The organism is Membranihabitans maritimus (assembly GCF_021729145.1).
Lineage (GTDB): Bacteria > Bacteroidota > Bacteroidia > Chitinophagales > Saprospiraceae > Membranihabitans > Membranihabitans maritimus.
In genome coordinates, this window is sequence record NZ_JAJSLW010000005.1 from 5,946 (window position 1) to 24,038 (window position 18,093).

Consider the following 18,093-nt stretch of genomic DNA (forward strand, 5'->3'; position numbering starts at 1 on the left):
GTTGTGACTACTCATCAAATACAGGACTGTTACAACGATGACAATTCAAGAGATGATTGACAAGCGGTTGTGACTACCCATCAAATACAGGGCAGTTACAACATACGTAAATTGTTAAACCCGGAAGCACATGTTGTGATTACCCATCAAATACAGGGCTGTTACAACAAAGAAAGTTGGCTACACGTATCGGAACCAGTTGCGACTACCCTTCAAATACAGGGCTGTTACAACCGGCTAGAGAAGCCGTTGCTCATTACATTAGTTGCGACTACCCTTCAAATACAGGGCTGTTACAACGCACCGGGAATTTGATATTCCCCAGAATATGTTGCGACTACCCTTCAAATACAGGGCTGTTACAACAAAGAAAGTTGGCTACACGTATCGGAACCAGTTGCGACTACCCTTCAAATACAGGGCTGTTACAACGAATAAAACACTTAAATGATATACTATGATGTTGCGACTACCCTTCAAATACAGGGCTGTTACAACCCCATGAGCCGGAGCCTTTGAGATTCGAAGTTGCGACTACCCTTCAAATACAGGGCTGTTACAACGTGATGAGTGTATTGGACCGGAGGGAATTGGTTGCGACTACCCTTCAAATACAGGGCTGTTACAACGGAGAACGGTATGTTTATAGAGATCGTAGAGTTGCGACTACCCTTCAAATACAGGGCTGTTACAACCAGCGCATTCGGGTGTATAATTCCCGCACCGTTGCGACTACCCTTCAAATACAGGGCTGTTACAACTATCCCCCAATTAATTCCTTGATATATAAAGGAATACTACAAGAGTTAGCATGTAAAAAACCAACCATGATATACCGGATCCTAATTTCAAAGAGCTTTTTTTTGATTCTATTAATTCCATAAATTGCCAAATTACATTTTATTCTGCAGACATTAAATTTTTGAATTCGGAAATAAGGGCCTCCACTACGCGGCTGAGATATCGGCAATACGTTTCTCCCCTTGATTTTTTCAGAAGAATTCTTTTCTGCATAAATTGAAAATATCGGGGATGGGGCAATTGGTTGTGGGCAAATTTATTCCGAAGGAGCACCAGGAGGTATGCTTTATAAACCTGCTCAGTTTTATGACTTAATTCCTCCAAAGGAACTTTTTCAAAATTGCTGTCTCCCAAAGAATGAAACCATTCGATATCACCTTCATCGACTAAATCGTATTTTTCCAAAATGCCATGAACGAGGTATAACTTGAAATTGGGATTTTGCTTTTCCCCTTGTAAAAACTCAGGAGGCTCCTGCTCCCCGTCAAATTCCCAGTCTTTCAGGATATCCGATTCCAGGGATTGGATGCTTTTTAGTACTTCTTCCCGGCGAATGACTTCGTAGGAATCCGGTCCGATTTCAAGTTCCTCTTCCATCTCTCGCTTGGTCCATTTCTGTTCGGTATCATACTGGAAGAGAATGTCCACTTTTTCGTCAGTCAGGAATCTTTTGAATTTTCCGATGTCTTTGAGTTTGACAGCGGGCTCCAGCAGGTTTTTATAGCGGTAAAGTACCGTACGTCCCCATAGGTACTTGTCATTGATGATGTTTTCCGAATCATCCCCGAAAACCCTCTCACTCTGCTCCCTGGCCCTTCGATCTTTTTCCATCCGTTCTTCCTGGGACAGATAAAAGTCCGATAAGAATAATTCAATATCCTGCCCAAAGGTTTTTTTATACAAATCCCTGGTGATCAGATTCAGGAATAGATCTTGAGTTTTGATCTTTTTAATGCCCAGATCTGTTTTCATTCGGAACCAGTCGAGTTGCTGTTTGGGTGATAGTTCCTGACGATTTTCTATCATTCCCGGATGTTCCTCGCGGACTTCTTTATACTTTGCTTTGTACTCGCGTGGTAAATCGTAGAATTGTTGGTACTTATGGTCGTCCCGGTATGCATATTGAAACCAATCGGCAAATAAGCCAGGATCATCTTTCATTTTCTTTCCGGGAATGAATGTAGGCTTATCGTCAAAAATCCCCCGGGGAAAGACCAGCGGCTGAGCGAGTAATTTTATTTTTTGGGATTCCGTATCGTCTCTGAAATAAAGACGCTGATGGAATAGATTCCATATTTGCTCTTGTTCGAAGAATCTTTTTAATGATTCTTTAGCCTCTTGATTTTGCTTGATTCCCTGGAGCAGGGATTTATAATATTTTTTCCTTCCCAGGTGATACAGCCTGTAAAAGGCTGCAAAATTTTTCTTCTGGAATGATTTTCGGATAAAATCGTTCCAGGGATACTCATCCTCTTTCCAATTCCAAAATGCTCCTAATAGATTCTTTGCCTCATCAGGCCGGTGTCTGTAGAAAGCCAGGGACTCCTGAAGTTGACTGTGGTGATGTCCTCTCCATTGTTCCCGTACTTCCTTTGGCATAAACCGTTTCAGGTCATCGGCCAGCCAGGTGGCTTCGCGTCCCATTTCCCATCCCGTATAGGTATATTTGCGTGTGGAACGCTTTGATTCTGCTTCCCTGCGATTTTCTTCCAGTTGTTTCAGTTTTTTCGTGCTGACTTTGATTTCAGATCGTATTGCATTCTTTAATTTTTTTACGCGTAATTTTTTGCCTGAACCGCTTTTTAGCAAATTCCTAGACAGCCGGGAAGGTGATTCTCCCCCGGAATCTGGGTTATAGTTTTCAATACGTTCAAAGTGTTCTTTGAGCTTACGGATTAATTTTTCCTCTATTTCTTCGGGTGTTTTCTTTCGGACCAGGAGTTCATGTATCAGGGCCGGCAGTTCATTCAAGGAAAGTAAAGCAGTGGGAGCGAGGTTGTATACACTATTAAGTTTATTATCATCGATTTCTTCGTGAATTAATTGTACCATCTCTTCCTTGGTGGATTTTCCGGCATTTCGAGATTTATTATCGATTTCACGTCGGTATTTTAGTATGTTCCCATATAGTTGACTGGAGCCGGTCACTGTACTTTTTTTAAGATTAATGAAAACAGGGATATTATTTCCGACAGTATTGTAAGATGGATGGGGAAATTCTTCCCAACCCGTATCGGAAGGAGAGGGGCCATTTTCGGTCCAGTATTTTGCTTTTAGTTTGCTCACGGTGGATAGTTTTCCAAATACATTGACTTTTTCTTTGACCCGGCGGTCTGTCTGGTATGTTGTCCCTTCTATGGATTTGGTTCGCCGGTCATGGATATAATTTCCGATATGGACCTGGAATGTGAGGGTGGGAAAATCGACGAATTCATCGAGATACCGCAATACGAAATAGTGGAACTTATCTTCATAGCGCTTCCGTATGACCGGATGGACCACCAGGGCTCCTTTTTCCGATGCAGATTGGGCCCCTTCTGAGAGATATTCATTAATGTCTTCTACGAAGGTAGCCTGATTTTTTTTCGACAATACTTCATATACCTCGTCAGGTACTTTACTGAGTTCGTCTGCGATTTGAATCAACAGGGTGGTACGGTCGTACCCCGTCTGCAGCCGTGTTTTGATCCCCGTATATCCGAGATGCCCGAATATCCAGTGGGTAGCCATATATTTCAGCCCGTTATTTTCCCGGGTGATAGGTTTATCCGGATCCCGGATGATCCGGGCTTTATAGCCTTTGACCCGGCTGCGCATACCTTCACTTTCCCTCCGGCTGAGGAATAGTCCTGTGAGGAATAATAATCCGCTTTCAGAAATCGTGACTGGCAACTCATATTTATCGGTAGGGATATGATAGGACTTATACCTTGCAGATACTTTTTCACTCTTCCCTTCCTTGTAGATGAGGTGGTGGAAGGCATCATTTAGTATGCCATTCCGGATACTTTCATCATCCAGGGACACTTTCTTTCCCTGGGCTTTCTTTGTTTTTAGTTCATCTTTTTTATGTTGAGACAAAATTTCCAGGTCTTCCTCCAGGTTCTTTTTCAGCAACTCCCTGGTCGAATCATTTTTCATTTTTTGTTTCCGGACATGTTTGGTCACTTTAACAAATAGTTCATCCAATAAATTATATAACTCCGGATTATCCAACGAGATGGGTTTATGGTAATGGTGGGTATAATAATTGCGTAAGGTATTACCTACTCTGAGCAATATTTTGATGTTTTCTACTAGGTATTCCCGCCTTTTGTCTTCTTTGTCGGTCCCGTGGTATGCGGCAAACCGTTCATCATTCGGTGATAGGTCAAGGTATCGGACAACCGGTAAATATTGTCCGAGAAAATCAATCCTTCGTTGATAGTCCGGGACGGATAGGTTTTGACTAAGTATTGTATCGAGCAGTCCGGATAATCCGGATCTTGGAACATTATAATGAAACCGCTCAGCCAAAACCTCTGTGACTGAATCTATATTTTGCTGAGCCAGGTTGAGGTATCCGCCGAAGTAGTGTTTGTCTTCGGTACGGAAATGGCTATACGATATACGTTGAGCGACAATAGGGGTTGCTTCCATTTTGTATCTTTTTTAGGGTTGAAATTAGTTATTGTTATTACCCTAATTTACAAAATAAATTGCAGGAAGTCATAATTGGGACAATTGAATTAATATCACTTAAGAATTTATTTGGTAAGGAATAGATTTTAGAGACCCTCCTATTTTCCTTACTAGAAATGTTGTTTGTGTTCTTATGATTATAAGGCAGATCCGTAATATGTCCAATTCAGTATTAATTTTTCTTTTGTTTCATATTCTTGTATTTTTTTCATAAACGGCTCTCTGTGTTCTGCTCCGCAAATAAATATTGCTCTGTTATAAGGGTATTGTTTACTGAAATTGTAAATATTTCTCAGCATTTCATATTCACGATTATTATTAAGCTTATTTTCTGATTTATACTCAAGAGATAATTTTATATCATTTATTTCTAACAAAACGGTCTCTTCCTCTTCCCGTATTTTATCTAAAAGTTTCATGCAGGCGCTACTATTGAGAAAATCGTAGCCATATTGTTTGATCATTGATATTTGTTCATTCCATAGTTTGGAGTATTTAATACTCCTTTTTTCAATTTCATTTGCCCCATTAAAAAGGTCACTTTTATTTATTGGGTAATTGTCGACGGGGAAATGCTTTATAGGGTAATTTCTTAAATATCTCTTGACTGCTATTGCTTCTATTGTGCTAGGAATATAACCATTAGCATATACATAAGAAAAAGTATCAGGGGATAGTTCTTCAAATATTATTTCTGGTTGTATTTTCTCGATGATCTTGTATAATTCATCGGGATTGCATTTTCCAAGATTTTTATGAAATGATGAAACTAAAGTGATATTGTAAAGCATTTTTTAACGTATACATTTTCTATCCTAAATCTGTAAGCTTATTAGCTAGGATTAAGTTAATTAAATTGTTTAAAATTAGCACCTCACCCAAGAATTAATTCCGATTGTAGACTTCCCTAAGAAGTATGCAGATATAAAGCAGAAGTCCTGTTTTTTATTACTGTGATTTCCATGGTTTCCGAGAATTCAAGCGACATACCTGCCACCTTGCCTGGGAGACGGAAGTTTGGTTTGGTGAATGATTTGGCTCATGATTATAATAAATTAGTATTTAGATACTTTTTGGGGTATCCCATAATGAATTAATATAGTTTAGAAAATGTACCCCACTCTTTGCAAGAAGGGCAAACCATTGGTGATACATCATTATAATCGAATACTTGATGACCACATTTATGACAATGGTGACACTTCAGTTTTTTTTGTTGAGGTCTGTTAGGTCTCTTTGTAGAATTTGACTTTCCACTTAATAATTGGAATATGATTGCTATAACAATTATAGTAAATATGATTTCCATATATTTATATTTTGGTTTTCATTTTTTTGTAGAATTCAGTGCGGGATTTCAAGACACTTTCCTTTTGGCAATACGTTTATTTTGTATAATTTCTATCATTTTAACACTTTAGCTAGCATTAGCTATAGCAGATGTTGTGCCTTCGTACTTTTTATATTTTGTCAAACCATTCTGGATTGATACTTATGTCTTCAATTAATTCGGTTTTTACTCCAAGATTAAATTCTTTCAATTTGTTACAAAGTTGTTCACCATCTATTAAGTCAATTGGTGGTGCACCATCTCTCGAAGCCTCTTTAATAGCTTCTCTCGTAAAGTTGCTCGTTGTAATGAAAAGTCCTTTATCAGCTCGCCCTTGCATTGCACCTCTAAAATCTCTCACGTCTCCGGAAGAAACAGATCCTTTATACCTCTTGCATTGAAAGAAAACGTGAAAACTTAAAAATCCATTTATTCTTACGATTCCTTTTCCGTCAATTCCACCGTCACCTGATTTCCCTGTTACTTCAACTTGTATAAATCCACTTTCTCTTAAAATTCTTTGACATAATCGTTCAAATGCAGAAGGGTCAATTTTTAAGAGAACCGAAATTAAATTTTCTTTCCAATCAATTTGGTCTTCAATTTCATCTTCAACCTCTTCGTTTTGAAGTTTGGGATTTTTTGGTTTGTCCGTTTTGGGTTTTCGAGTTTTCTCTCGCACATATCGAACAATTTCGTCTGAATTGAGTTTCGAAGTATCAATTTCATTGTCAACTAACGCCCAAATTCCACGAGAAGAGTTTTCCAAAAGTCCATATTTTTTAAGATAAGTTCTCGCCCAAGCTAAACGATATTCAACTTTTGTTTGCACTCCATTTTCATCGTGTGGTATTTCCAGAATTTCTTCGTCGTAACCTGTAACTTCATAAACTTTTTCATTGATTTCGTCTATTGAACCTGAACCACCAAGTCGTTTTAATGCTTCCAAAGTTGGAATTAACATTTTGTCGTATGTTGGAACTTTATCGTGAATTTTCTTTCTTCCCATTCAGCTTATAGTTTTGTTCAGTATGAGGCACCAACTTATTTATACATTCACTAAAAGTACACATATACCCCGAATGGTAGGAATATGTATACCTTTTGGTATTTTTTATTCTGTACTCACGTCATCAAAATCAAAGAAAGTCCCCCAAACTGATGATATCAGCCTAGTAATTATCTCATACATCTTAATAAATTTTTCTACAACATTGTATTTTAAAAAAGGGCGACGAGAGTAAATACATTGTCATCACTTCATTAGGGCTTACAAATACACTCTCTAATGTATAAAATTATATTCAAAAACTGACCTTCATTCAGAAATTTTTCATCAGATTTATCTAAATAGAGGTATTGAACATTCGTTATTAGTAGGATTATGCCAAATAGGATAGGGCGATTTTAAAGGTGAGGAATTGACCTGTTATAACCTTCTCCTTAATTCATAGTGACTACTCTATTTCTTTTTTTATATCTCCGGACTATCTGGTTTTTTCGGATAGGAGTGGACCAGGATTTGCTGAACTTTATAGATACTAGGGTGGGGCCAAGAAGCGAGACAGTATTGACAGGGTTTCAGCCACGTAACCTTACAGGATATGAACAATGGGGTCAACGGACCGGATTGTTATTAACATTTCTCCTTTTTTTAGGAGTAATCCTATTATCTTTCTGTATGATAGGGCATCTTTTTTCCGTACGCTTCCTTCAAGTGACCACTCTTTTGGCTTGACAGGCACAAATCAAACCAAAATCCGAATCACCTTTGAGTACCTTTCCCATTATTTGAATCGATCTATTCATTAAGTCGATGGAAATATATCCAAGTCAGATGATGGATCTAAATCTCTTTGATTTGAGACAGACTTATTGAAAAATGATTCCCTATTTTTTAATTTTGTCATAACAGAATTTAAATGATCGTCTACTAAATCAGTAGAAACTAAAAAATTTCTGACCGCTTCTTCACATATTTTATAAAATGAAAGTAATCTTAGCTCAAAGAATATTCCTTCACCTGATTGCCCTTTGACTTTGTCCATAAATGGCTCTTTATCCGAATTGACTAACCGTATATTGTTAGTCAAAACATTATTATGGAGTAAACTGTTTCTCAAGTCCCATAAACGATCAATTTTTTCACGAGAAAGGTTTTGATCAAAAAGAAAGGAATTAAAAATATAAAAATGTGTTTTATTTTTGTTAAGGCTAATGCGAACAAATTCTTGTTCTCCAGTAAATTGAATTTTAAGATCATCATTCTCCTCAAAGAAACTACCTAAAGCGTCTACTAAAGATAACATAAGAATACATGCAGGAAACCCCAGAACCCCATTTGTGTTTTCTGGATTTACTCTTTGCCAAAACAGGTTGTCTTCATTATTGTCTTTACTATAACATAAACAACTTCTTATTGTAAATAATATTTCTATAAAGCTTTCTTCAATCATTTCCAATGGGGTATCTGCTCTCAAGTGTATTTTCATTTCTCTTTAATATTTTAATCGCAACAGTTATTCATTCAGAAATATAGAGCTATAATACATCTTCTCTTAAGAGATAGCCATTTACTGAACCATTTTGAACTAAGAAATCAAGTATTTTAATTATTGGCCCTTTAACTTTTATTTCTTTTTTCACCTTGGATCTATTTAAATAGATATATTTTCTAACAAGTTTCTCAATATAGTAGATTGTATTTTTTTCCAAACTTTTACTTGTATTTTTCTCTACAAGATGAGCAATCCAAAACATACCATCATTTAGAAAGTCACTACCTATTTGATTTAATAATTTAGCTACAGAATCAAGAACTGATGGAAAGTGGCCTATATCTTTAACGATATCTCTGTAGAACTTCTTTTCTCTTTCTCTAAGACTTGGCCAACTACTAATATTTTTACTCCAATAGTTCCATGCTAATAAATAGTTATGAATAACATGGCTAGTAATATAATCATCATATTGTAAATTGTCTATTATCTTGGGATAAAAGCTTTTCCATACGTACCAAAATTGTTCGTATGTCTTCTCTTCGTTTTCAGCTCTAATAATTTCTCCAAAAAACCATGCAGCTTCCTCTGTAAACCTAAATTCTTCAACAAATGGTTTGACAAATTTCTTAACTTCATCCTTTTCTCTGGAAAGGATGAAGTTAGAATATTTTCTAAATATTCTAAGCCGCAGATTGTGTTCAATAGTGTCATCCTTGTAGAAAAGTCGCTTTGAAAATATTAAGATCAATTCTAATGAAAGATTTAACAACTCTTTGTCAGAAGTATCACTAGGAATTAATCTGAAAATAATTTCCAGATCTTCCAGTGGATAGTCTGAAATGACCCAATCTTGTTGATCAGGTGAAGAACTTAGATTATTAATTACAGCTTCATCATAATTTTTAAGAAAATCGGTAATAGTTTCAACCTGTACGTAATTGTATGATCTATTTTCTCTCAAAAATTTCTTTTTGTTTTCATTAAGTAATTGATTGAAATCCAATTTGAACTTGATGAATGTAAATATGATATTTTTTGTTTTATTTTCAGGGAGCTTATTTTGTATAGACTCAATGGAATAATCGCAAATTCGTTTATAATGCCCGATTGGATAATTATCAAATAAAATCAAGTATAACGGTAATACAAATTCAGTATCAAAAGTAGAGAACTGTTCCATTAACAATGGAATAGTATTGATTGCTGACTCCACGCCATCTGATATTTGGTATTGATACCCGTGTCTTAGTGGGGCGTTTGCATAATGGAGAATAACATCTTTACAGAAGATCTGCTCTTCTGCAGGAAGCTCAGAAAAGAAATCACCAATTAATATAGCGCAACTGAAGGCAGGTATCGAATAATTATTTATATAAAAATCAAAATCACAGTCTCCTTTTAACCCTTTCAATATTTCTTTAGTTTCTTTTAAAACCAAAGTGGGATTATCATCATATCTTTTATGATTTATATTTCTTTTTCTTCCTTCAAATTTTGATTTTGCCCAAAGTTCAAGAGATAGGTATTTTTTTCTTTCCTTAAATGCTTTTTGGACCTTTTCACTATGTTTTTTTAATTCAGGATCAACTTGTGGATTAAAATTAATGATGACTCCTTTCTCTCCTTTTTCAATTGTAGGATCCATTTTTCTACTGTCAATTCTAGATAGTAATAATAGGTTGTTTTTATTTTGGGTGGGTTGATTCAATTCTTGTTGATTCTTTTTGTGATAATCAATTATTTCCCAAATTTCCTTCTGTCTATCTTTAACTTCTTTTGCAGTAGTACTTTCATCTCTAAAATATTGATAGTAAACTATTAAACTTTCTAAAGAGTGCTTTCTATGCGGCTGTTTAAAAGTTTCTGCTCTCTCTATCTTAAAATGTTTGTCTCTCTGGAGATCAAACCCTAAGGAATTAATACTCATTGCTTCACCTTCCCCAAAAGTACTTCTATGACCATCAAAATGAATATATTGGATACTGCTAAACAATGTTTTAGCAATATCGAAAAACTTATTAGGATATGCTAGCACGACACTTGTTACAACTGCTGAAATAGAGCTGGATATTGATTTTTCAATCAAGTATAAGAGTTTATCTCTCATGGTTTCAGTATATTCATTTTCAGCTTCCTTTAAAAGGAATTTTTCCAAGGCCATATGAATAGATTGAAGGAGGTAGGGGGTTAAAGGTGATCCTATTCCTCTATACATATTCCATAAACTATGAGAGAGATATTGTTTGATAGATTTACCTGATGGAAAAATCACTTTTACTTCTTCAATACTATCATCGAAACCTGAATCCACATATGCCTGAATTGATCGATTAGTAAAATTAATGATGAAATCAATGGTTTTGGAGTATGAAGAATGGAGAAGATAATATATTGGTGTTTGAAGAGCACTTGGTGGAAAGTAATTTGGTCTTGATGATATATTATAATGAGGTTCCACGCCGCTGACAAATCTATGAGAGTCATGGGGTTGATTATACCAGAATAATTCAGCAATACGTAAAACATAATCAGGTAATTCTCTAACTATAGGTAAAATTTTGAGATCAGAACTAATCAAAGTTTCACATAGATTATAGAACTTATCTTTTCTATCAATATGTCCATTTTTTATAATCCCTTCAAATATTTGAGACAATTCAGTTTTAATCTCACCGGATGAATTTAAGATTATATCTATTAAAGTGTTGGGGTTAGAATTTCTTTGAAATATGTTATTTCCTAATCCTTCTAACTCTGTGAAAAATTTAAGAGCTATAAGTCCGACTTGTTTTGTCGTTTGTCCATTGTCATTATAAGAGCTCGACTCTAATAAAAGAGGTAGAATATAATTTAATGAAGCAGTGTTAAATTTATCTGCATTTTCAAAAATGAAATTAATAGTGCTCTGCCATCCAGGTCCCGTTGGTTTGGTGAAAATGTTATTTAAATTAAATTCTTCAGAATTGTCAAGGAAAGATGTTATGCTAGTATCAACTTCTTTGCACGAGATCCTAAGCTGAAAAATTATTTTACGTAGAATTTGATGATTATTTTCTAGGATAAATTCTTCGAAATTGCTGAAAAAATATTGAGAATAATTAGAAAGCAGAATGGACGTTAATATTTCATCTTTCCAGAAAAGAGCAATATTTTGACTCACTAAACCATCCTCAATAAATGGTTTTATCTCATCAAGGTTATCTGATAACATCTCAGATAACCAATTTCTAAATGCACGTCTAATGGATAAAGAACTACCAATTGCCGTTAAAAAATCAATATACTCGGGTGAGTTTTTAAATGCTCGTTTAATTAATATTTCTTGCCCCCATTCTTCGTAAATATCATGTGTAATAAAATATCCGCCTGATTTACTATCAAAGCCGATTATTTCATCACGCAGTAATAACGCCAGAATCTCATTAGAATAATCCATAGGAGAAATATAGAAGATTCCTTGCTCTGTCTTTCTTTTTACAATACTCAAAAAACAATTTTCTCTTAAAATATTTGTGTTGTTTCGAGTATAAGAAGAATTTTGAATCTTTCTCAACCAAATTCTTTCTTTGAATTGAGAATAGGAAGAAAGATCTCTATCAGTTGTATAGAGACGTAAATATTCGTCCAAATAAAACGGATTACGAATTAGCTTTTTAAGTTTGGTATTAGATGGTAGTTCGAAAGAGTATTGATTTGCAATTGATTCAAGTTCATTTAATGTTAAGATATTAATTTGAATTTCATCAAAATTTATTCTGAGAATACTAAGAAATTGATAGCGAAGATCGTTGAGAAAGCTGAGCCTTGTTGTGAAGATTATTGTCCATGAGTTTTTTAAAAGCTCTGAAAGAAATTCTTTGAAGGGCTCTTGATTATCTAAATCTGATATTTTTTCTGCCGAATCAATAAGCACAATTTTATTTGGTTCCTCAGCATGTGCTTTGATGAAATCATTTAATGAAAAGTTCCCATCACTACCAATTAAGGTATCTATACTTTGAACATTAAACTCTGTCGCCTTAAACCCATAAAACGGTATTTCCTCCTTTATTTGCCTATAGAGTTCTTTAATAATAGCAGTTTTCCCACATCCTCCTTGACCACTTACTATCAGGGCATTTACTTCATTGATTTGATTTTTAAGATTTTCTATCTCTTTAGTACGATCGATTTTTATTGAGTGTTTACCATAAATGATATCAGTATGGATCGAATACAATAAATTTTCAGTGTGTTCTTTTATTTCTATTAAAAAATCTATAATGTTTTTCCTTTGAGAAAAATAGAAATCAGCCAGATATTGATTTTCAGGTAGTGCAAGTTGTCTCGCGATATGGCTGGGCACTCTCCAGTCAATTTTTAGGTTAAGTCCACTTGCTTCTTCTTCAATTGCTATTTTATATTTAGGATCTTTTTTACCATGAATATTACTTTCTGAAAATGAATCGTTTAAATAGAATAGTATTTTAGTTAGATTACTATTTTCCCTTTTGGCCTTCTTGATAGAATCAATTATTTTGCCTTTATTGTCTGATAGTTTTGAGGAAAAAAATTTTGCTTGAAAGCCTACACAGTCCTGATCACACTTGATAGGTTCCGTTTCAATTCCTGTTTGGTTTTTAAATCTAAAGATTCCGATATTATTTCCATGTTCACTGCAAAATAATTGATAGGTAAGATTTTCAAAAGTATTCTGCTCTTTACCTGCAAATTTCGCTTTAAATATGTTCCAATTTATTTCCTGCACTTAGTTAATATTTCCTTTGATTTCATTGTTGATTTACAGCATTTACTCCAGCTCTTTCTGTTGGCGAATATCTTCCCATGTTTTAATATTATAAGATTATTTCATACTCCCTCCTCCCAAACTCATACCTCCCATCCTTATCCAGCTTCGGCACTCCGCTCTTTTTATTCGTATAAAAATTCAATACCCGGACCATATTCCGGGGATGAAAATCCAGACCGAAATGATCCCGGTAAATAAGGAAAACATCCAAAGCCGTGCGCCGATGAGTCGTCAACGGGATTTTCGCGGCAAGAAGCGCACTCCCTTGCTATTTAGTGAAGGAGCCGTCTTCTCGATTGTGCTTTCGTGCTTTTTACTTTTTTCTGTCGCGCAATTTCTGAGACACAATCCTTGCCAAGCTTTGATGCGCATTTCTGGCCTAGGTTACTTGGCAACGTGTGTGGTTTTCAGCTTTCAAATTTACCTTATGTCAAATTAATTTTACCCTTCGGCATATTTTGAAGTGTCGTATTCCATTGGTTTCAATCCAAATTAATTATGACCTCATAATCATCGGCATTATCTCTGATTTCTATTGCCTTTTCTATGTAGTGTTCACTTGAAATTTTAAAATCGCTCCATTTTACAGTCTTTATGTAAGAACATTCACCTTTATGAATTATCGTCCCATTACACTCTCGAGTCAACGACTCCTTACGATTGAACATATTTTTGTTAAGGATTCTGAAGAGGGCCCCAGTGTTGTGAGTTATGGAATTACAAGCAGGGTTTTCTGTATAGTACCAATCATAGGTACTATTTTCATCAGGTAAGACAATCCCTAAAACAGCATTCTTTTGACTTTTTCTATTCTGTACTGTAGTGGTTCGTAAAGAGTACGAAACTTCCCAAGGCACCCATTGCTTTTTTTCAGGTTGATTTGTGTCTCTCATTCCTTTAGAAAGGATCACCAAGGTAATACTGCTTCCCCGAATTTTTTCTTTGAGTTGTGTTCGGATAGTTTCATCCGCAAAATCCTCTAAGCTTTCCCCATCCTTCTCGCCCAGATTGATATGGCTGTCCTTTTTTAGGTGTTCTTGTAGTTCATCAACATAATCGCGTACTCTTGTCTGTCGCTTTACATATTGAAATCGACCACCAATGAATTGCAATTCGGTCTTGTTTAGATCAGGAACCAAGGTATCACCATACTTGTAGGAGATGAAAATATTTCTTGCCATAGCTATTGAAGTAAAAAATCTTTGAATAGTGACGAATAGGCATAATCTGTTTCAAATCGCTTCTCTTTGACATTTACGACCGAATAAACCAATTTTGCTGCGGCCCCTGTGCTTGCTATTGGTAATATTCTCGCCTTTGGATGAAATTCACGGAATAGTTCATATTCCCTTTCCACTCCCTCCATTCCACCTATGAAGATGGCAGCGTAGAAGTGATGTGAGCTAAACATAACCCTTCTCATTTCCAGGAGACTACTCTCTCTATCACCAGTACTCTCTACCAAATGGACGTTCTTAAACTCATTGTTATCTGGAGGAAATCTATGTTCAAAAAATTTAGACTGATAGATTGTAACTCTATCTTGGACTTGCAGACCTCGTCTTTGAATAACATAATTGATGATTGGAGTAATGGATGGATGACCACCCCAAATCAATCTATATTGTGGCAGCACAGTGCTTGCCAATGCAGTCACCGAATCTCTGATAGCTATTACATCTGCCGTCTCAAAATACTTTGGATCCCGCTCTGGCAAAGGAATGCTTGCCGAAAGGAAAATGTTCTTTAGTTCTGCTTTAGCCATAAGTCAAACTCTTGTTTTTTAATAGTCTTTATCTCCAAGTACTGATTGAGCCAGTCTAGGTGTTTTAACCACTTATCTCTAATCCTTAGGTCATCGTAGATAAGGTGGATCTGGTCAACTTCATAGTCTGCAATTTCCTTTTTAATTTCCTCTGATTGGTTACAATCCATGGATTGTGGGACACCCACGCTTGGAACAAACAACCTCCTTCGATTCGAGCCAAGATCTTCAGTGATTATTCTCTCCGGTTGAAGTTGCAGGCTTTTTCCAGCTTTATTTGCTGCTATTAGGAATTCGGTAATAAGACTGTCTTGCCTCGAAGCTAAGTTTCTCGCCCTCAAGGACTCAACACCACTTGAAATTCCCCGTACAATGTATTCTTGCAATCTCGAATGGTCCTTATCTTGAAAAATACCATCCTCAAAATCCGATGCTCTAAGTTGATAAGGTATACACACTTCATTAGTATCCTCCATTTTATGCCCTGGCCAAATCAGTTGTATCACCCCAATTTGCTTAGCATTTGCTTCTGCAATTTCTTCCTTACACCATTCACTATCCAGGAACCCAGGTGTATTCAGAATCACTATTACATCACTGTCAGACATCCGATGCCATAGCTCCTCTTGGAATGGTTCGCCTTGTTTAATTGAATGGGTATCCAGAAATACATCAAAATTACTTTTTTCTAACGCTTCATATAGTTGAATAGCCACAGAAGTGGATTCATTTCGCTTATAGCTTATAAAAACTTTTCGACTGCTTCGCAGTTTGCCATAGGACTCCAACGCGAGGTTCACTATCTTTTGTTTCTGGCTATCATCATACTTCAATCCATTCTGATTTTTCAGAGATTTTGGAATTTCCAACTTGAAGGAGTCATAAAACACGGGAAGTATAATTGCTCCCTCAGAAATCAGGCTATCAATTTCCGATAAATCTTTATGATGGCCTTGCTTGTTTCCAAAATATACAACAAAACCTGGTTGATTGCCGGAATATGCTTGTGAAAAGTCTGAGCGTGTTATCACCTCAAAAGAATCCGGAGGCATCTTCAGGTCCTCAACTGAAGAAAAAAAGAGCTTGGTAATTTCATCAGCAACTGATCCTGGGTCTCCGAGAATAATTAGTTGATATTTATACTTCTGCGACATCACATAGTTTTTGAGTTAGATTTACCAAAGGGTTTCTTCTATAGATTTCTTCCTTTCATTCTTAGTCACTATCGTCATTTTTTATTTGTCCTTATAATTGGTTTCCAAAAATACCACCATTCTTGTCGAGCGTTGGCAATGGCCAGATGCTTTCGGTTTCCTAGTGTTAACTTTATATCTAAGCAAACCAAATAAAGTTGCTTGTACGCTAGCTTTTTTTGCATGAAGCACAACTTGCTTATATATGCACCAAAAGTAAATTATATTTCCGTCTATTGTCGTATATATACACCTTTAGGTATTTTTATATTTTGAACATATATCATAAAAATCAAATAAAATCCCCAAGACTGAAGACATCAGTATGAGGAACATCTCATACCTATTTATAAATTTCCGTATCGTATTGGATTTTACAAAAAATAACGGGTGGCGAACGTAAATACATTTTCATTGCTTCATTTAGGGTTAACAAATACACCCCCTAATGTAAAAAATTAAATTCGAAAACTGACCATCGGTCAGGAAGTTTTCCACCAAAAATTATCAAATGATCAATTTTAAAACTATATAACAATAAATATTGCCAAATAAATTAAATATATTAGATTGCAATTCTGCTGAAAACTTTTGTATCAGTAGTCATTTATAATATAATTTCTCTGCCCTTTTCAGTAATCTGTATCCACTGTTTTTTAGTGGTTTTTCCTTGAACTATTATCAAATTATTGTTAATCAATGGGTTGATGTATTTGGAATGGTTTTGAGCAGTGGATTTGACACCTATTCTATTCATAATTTCAGCTGTTTGAAAGTTGTCTTTATCTGCTATAGAGAGTAATTCGAACATAAAGTACAAATCATCAAACCCTTTAGCATTGACAATGGATTGTAACTTAATATATGAAGGAATATTAGCTGGCTTTTGAATTGAGGGAGCCGTTATTTGAGCTTTCTTATATTGGTAGTGTGATTGATTGTACGGGTCTCTTCGCCGAAGTAATATATCTGCGTAATCTTTCGACGATAGCACGGTAGATAAAGAAGAGCTGCTATAACGGTATCCCAATATATTTTCAATCTTAATAACAATATCTTTTACCTTGACATAATCATTAAGCAATTCTGTTTCCAGGATCTGATTAATAACATATTTAATGGATGGTTGTTGTTCTAAAACAATATAGGCTGAGGAATCTAAAGATTTATGGTAATTAATTAGTAATTCTCTGGAATTAGATGAAAACTTTGTATTCGTACTTACTAACTCAGATAAAGTCATTCCGAAGAAGAACCCACATTTGATTAGATAATCTATTGCATACTTGTTTCGACCAGAGACTATATTAGCAACAGTATTTTTTGAAACCCCATTATTAATAGCATTTACAAATTGTTCTTTATTAATTCCAATTGAAAGGTACAAATACTCAATATGTTGGCCAATTTTGTCTTTTGTTTGCTGAACGGGATCCATCAAACAAATGAAAGCACAAAAACAATGTAAAAAAATACCTAATAGTTTGTTTTTTTAGATTGTATTGCTATATTTGCTTATGAAACAATTGCATAACGAAGCAATTATTTGTAAATAAATGGGATGATTTCCATATGCCTCGTTGACAGAAACTAGCACTTTCAGACCAAACACGAGGAGATCGGGAATGCCCACTTGTTATATATTTGTGTATTTTCACAAAGACTATAGAAGTGGGCTCTTATCGATTGTTGTGTTTGGGGTATGTGCTAGTACCTTGTTAGCGGCAAAAGTTAGGGCCCCTTCTATTGTTTTTCCTTTCTTTTGACTACACACGAGGCTCGACAATGAATAAAAGATGCGAGCGAAGCAACCAACCGATCAGATGAAGTACTACCGAGCCGGAAGCCGGGCGCCGGGTGATTCCAGTGCGACGGGGTGGGAGCGGGGTAGGTCTTCGTTTGGGCAGCTATCGTTGTATGAATTGATATATCGGTTGAAACCCCGCAAGCCTGTATAGCTACTCCCGGCCTTTTCCTACGATATGACCGGCTGCTAAGGACTGTTTTGCAGCCGGCGACTCTATTATTTTTTC

The 18,093-nt window shown here is 35.7% G+C and carries 10 protein-coding genes and 1 CRISPR repeat array; of the genes, 1 reads left to right on the forward strand and 9 read right to left on the reverse strand.

All coding sequences use genetic code 11. From position 1 onward, the window contains the following. A CRISPR array of direct repeats spans positions 1-761; the repeat unit is 36 nt; unit sequence GTTGCGACTACCCTTCAAATACAGGGCTGTTACAAC. Positions 762-900: 139 nt separating this feature from the next. The 9 genes from cas13b to LVD47_RS06960 all read right to left on the reverse strand — a co-directional run bounded on the left by cas13b (position 901) and on the right by LVD47_RS06960 (position 17,498). Then, positions 901-4,440 (reverse strand): type VI-B CRISPR-associated RNA-guided ribonuclease Cas13b, encoded by a 3,540-nt coding sequence (gene cas13b, locus LVD47_RS06920; RefSeq protein ID WP_236974835.1) that lies wholly within the window; start codon positions 4,438-4,440, stop codon positions 901-903. A 179-nt stretch (positions 4,441-4,619) separates the two neighbouring features. Continuing rightward, on the reverse strand, positions 4,620-5,273 hold the full coding sequence (locus LVD47_RS06925; RefSeq protein WP_236974836.1) for a hypothetical protein: 654 nt from the start codon (positions 5,271-5,273) through the stop codon (positions 4,620-4,622). 669 nt (positions 5,274-5,942) lie between these two features. Then, a complete protein-coding gene (locus tag LVD47_RS06930) occupies positions 5,943-6,821 on the reverse strand; it encodes a restriction endonuclease (RefSeq protein ID WP_236974837.1) in 879 nt (292 codons plus the stop codon). A gap of 799 nt (positions 6,822-7,620) precedes the next feature. Beyond that, entirely contained in the window at positions 7,621-8,304 is a 684-nt protein-coding gene (locus LVD47_RS06935) for a hypothetical protein (RefSeq protein WP_236974838.1), read from the reverse strand. Between the two features lie 49 nt (positions 8,305-8,353). Further along, complete coding sequence (gene avs4, locus LVD47_RS06940) at positions 8,354-13,060, reverse strand: AVAST type 4 anti-phage nuclease Avs4 (protein ID WP_236974839.1); 4,707 nt, start codon at positions 13,058-13,060, stop codon at positions 8,354-8,356. A 524-nt stretch (positions 13,061-13,584) separates the two neighbouring features. Further along, positions 13,585-14,283 (reverse strand): TIR domain-containing protein, encoded by a 699-nt coding sequence (locus LVD47_RS06945; RefSeq protein WP_236974840.1) that lies wholly within the window; start codon positions 14,281-14,283, stop codon positions 13,585-13,587. A gap of 2 nt (positions 14,284-14,285) precedes the next feature. Further along, on the reverse strand, positions 14,286-14,867 hold the full coding sequence (gene thcA / locus LVD47_RS06950; protein WP_236974841.1) for a Thoeris type III anti-phage system protein ThcA: 582 nt from the start codon (positions 14,865-14,867) through the stop codon (positions 14,286-14,288). Beyond that, a complete protein-coding gene (thcB4, locus tag LVD47_RS06955; RefSeq protein WP_236974842.1) occupies positions 14,849-16,021 on the reverse strand; it encodes a Thoeris type III anti-phage system protein ThcB4 in 1,173 nt (390 codons plus the stop codon). Before thcB4 ends, thcA begins: the two co-directional genes overlap by 19 nt. A 646-nt stretch (positions 16,022-16,667) precedes the next feature. Beyond that, positions 16,668-17,498 carry a hypothetical protein gene (locus tag LVD47_RS06960; protein ID WP_236974843.1) on the reverse strand — a complete coding sequence of 277 codons (831 nt, stop codon included), beginning with the start codon at positions 17,496-17,498 and terminating at the stop codon, positions 16,668-16,670. A 358-nt stretch (positions 17,499-17,856) separates the two neighbouring features. On the opposite strand from LVD47_RS06960, the gene LVD47_RS06965 reads away from it, so the two are divergent. Further along, positions 17,857-18,018: a hypothetical protein gene (locus LVD47_RS06965; RefSeq protein ID WP_236974844.1), complete on the forward strand. Its 162-nt coding sequence runs from the start codon at positions 17,857-17,859 to the stop codon at positions 18,016-18,018. Positions 18,019-18,093 lie beyond the last annotated feature (75 nt).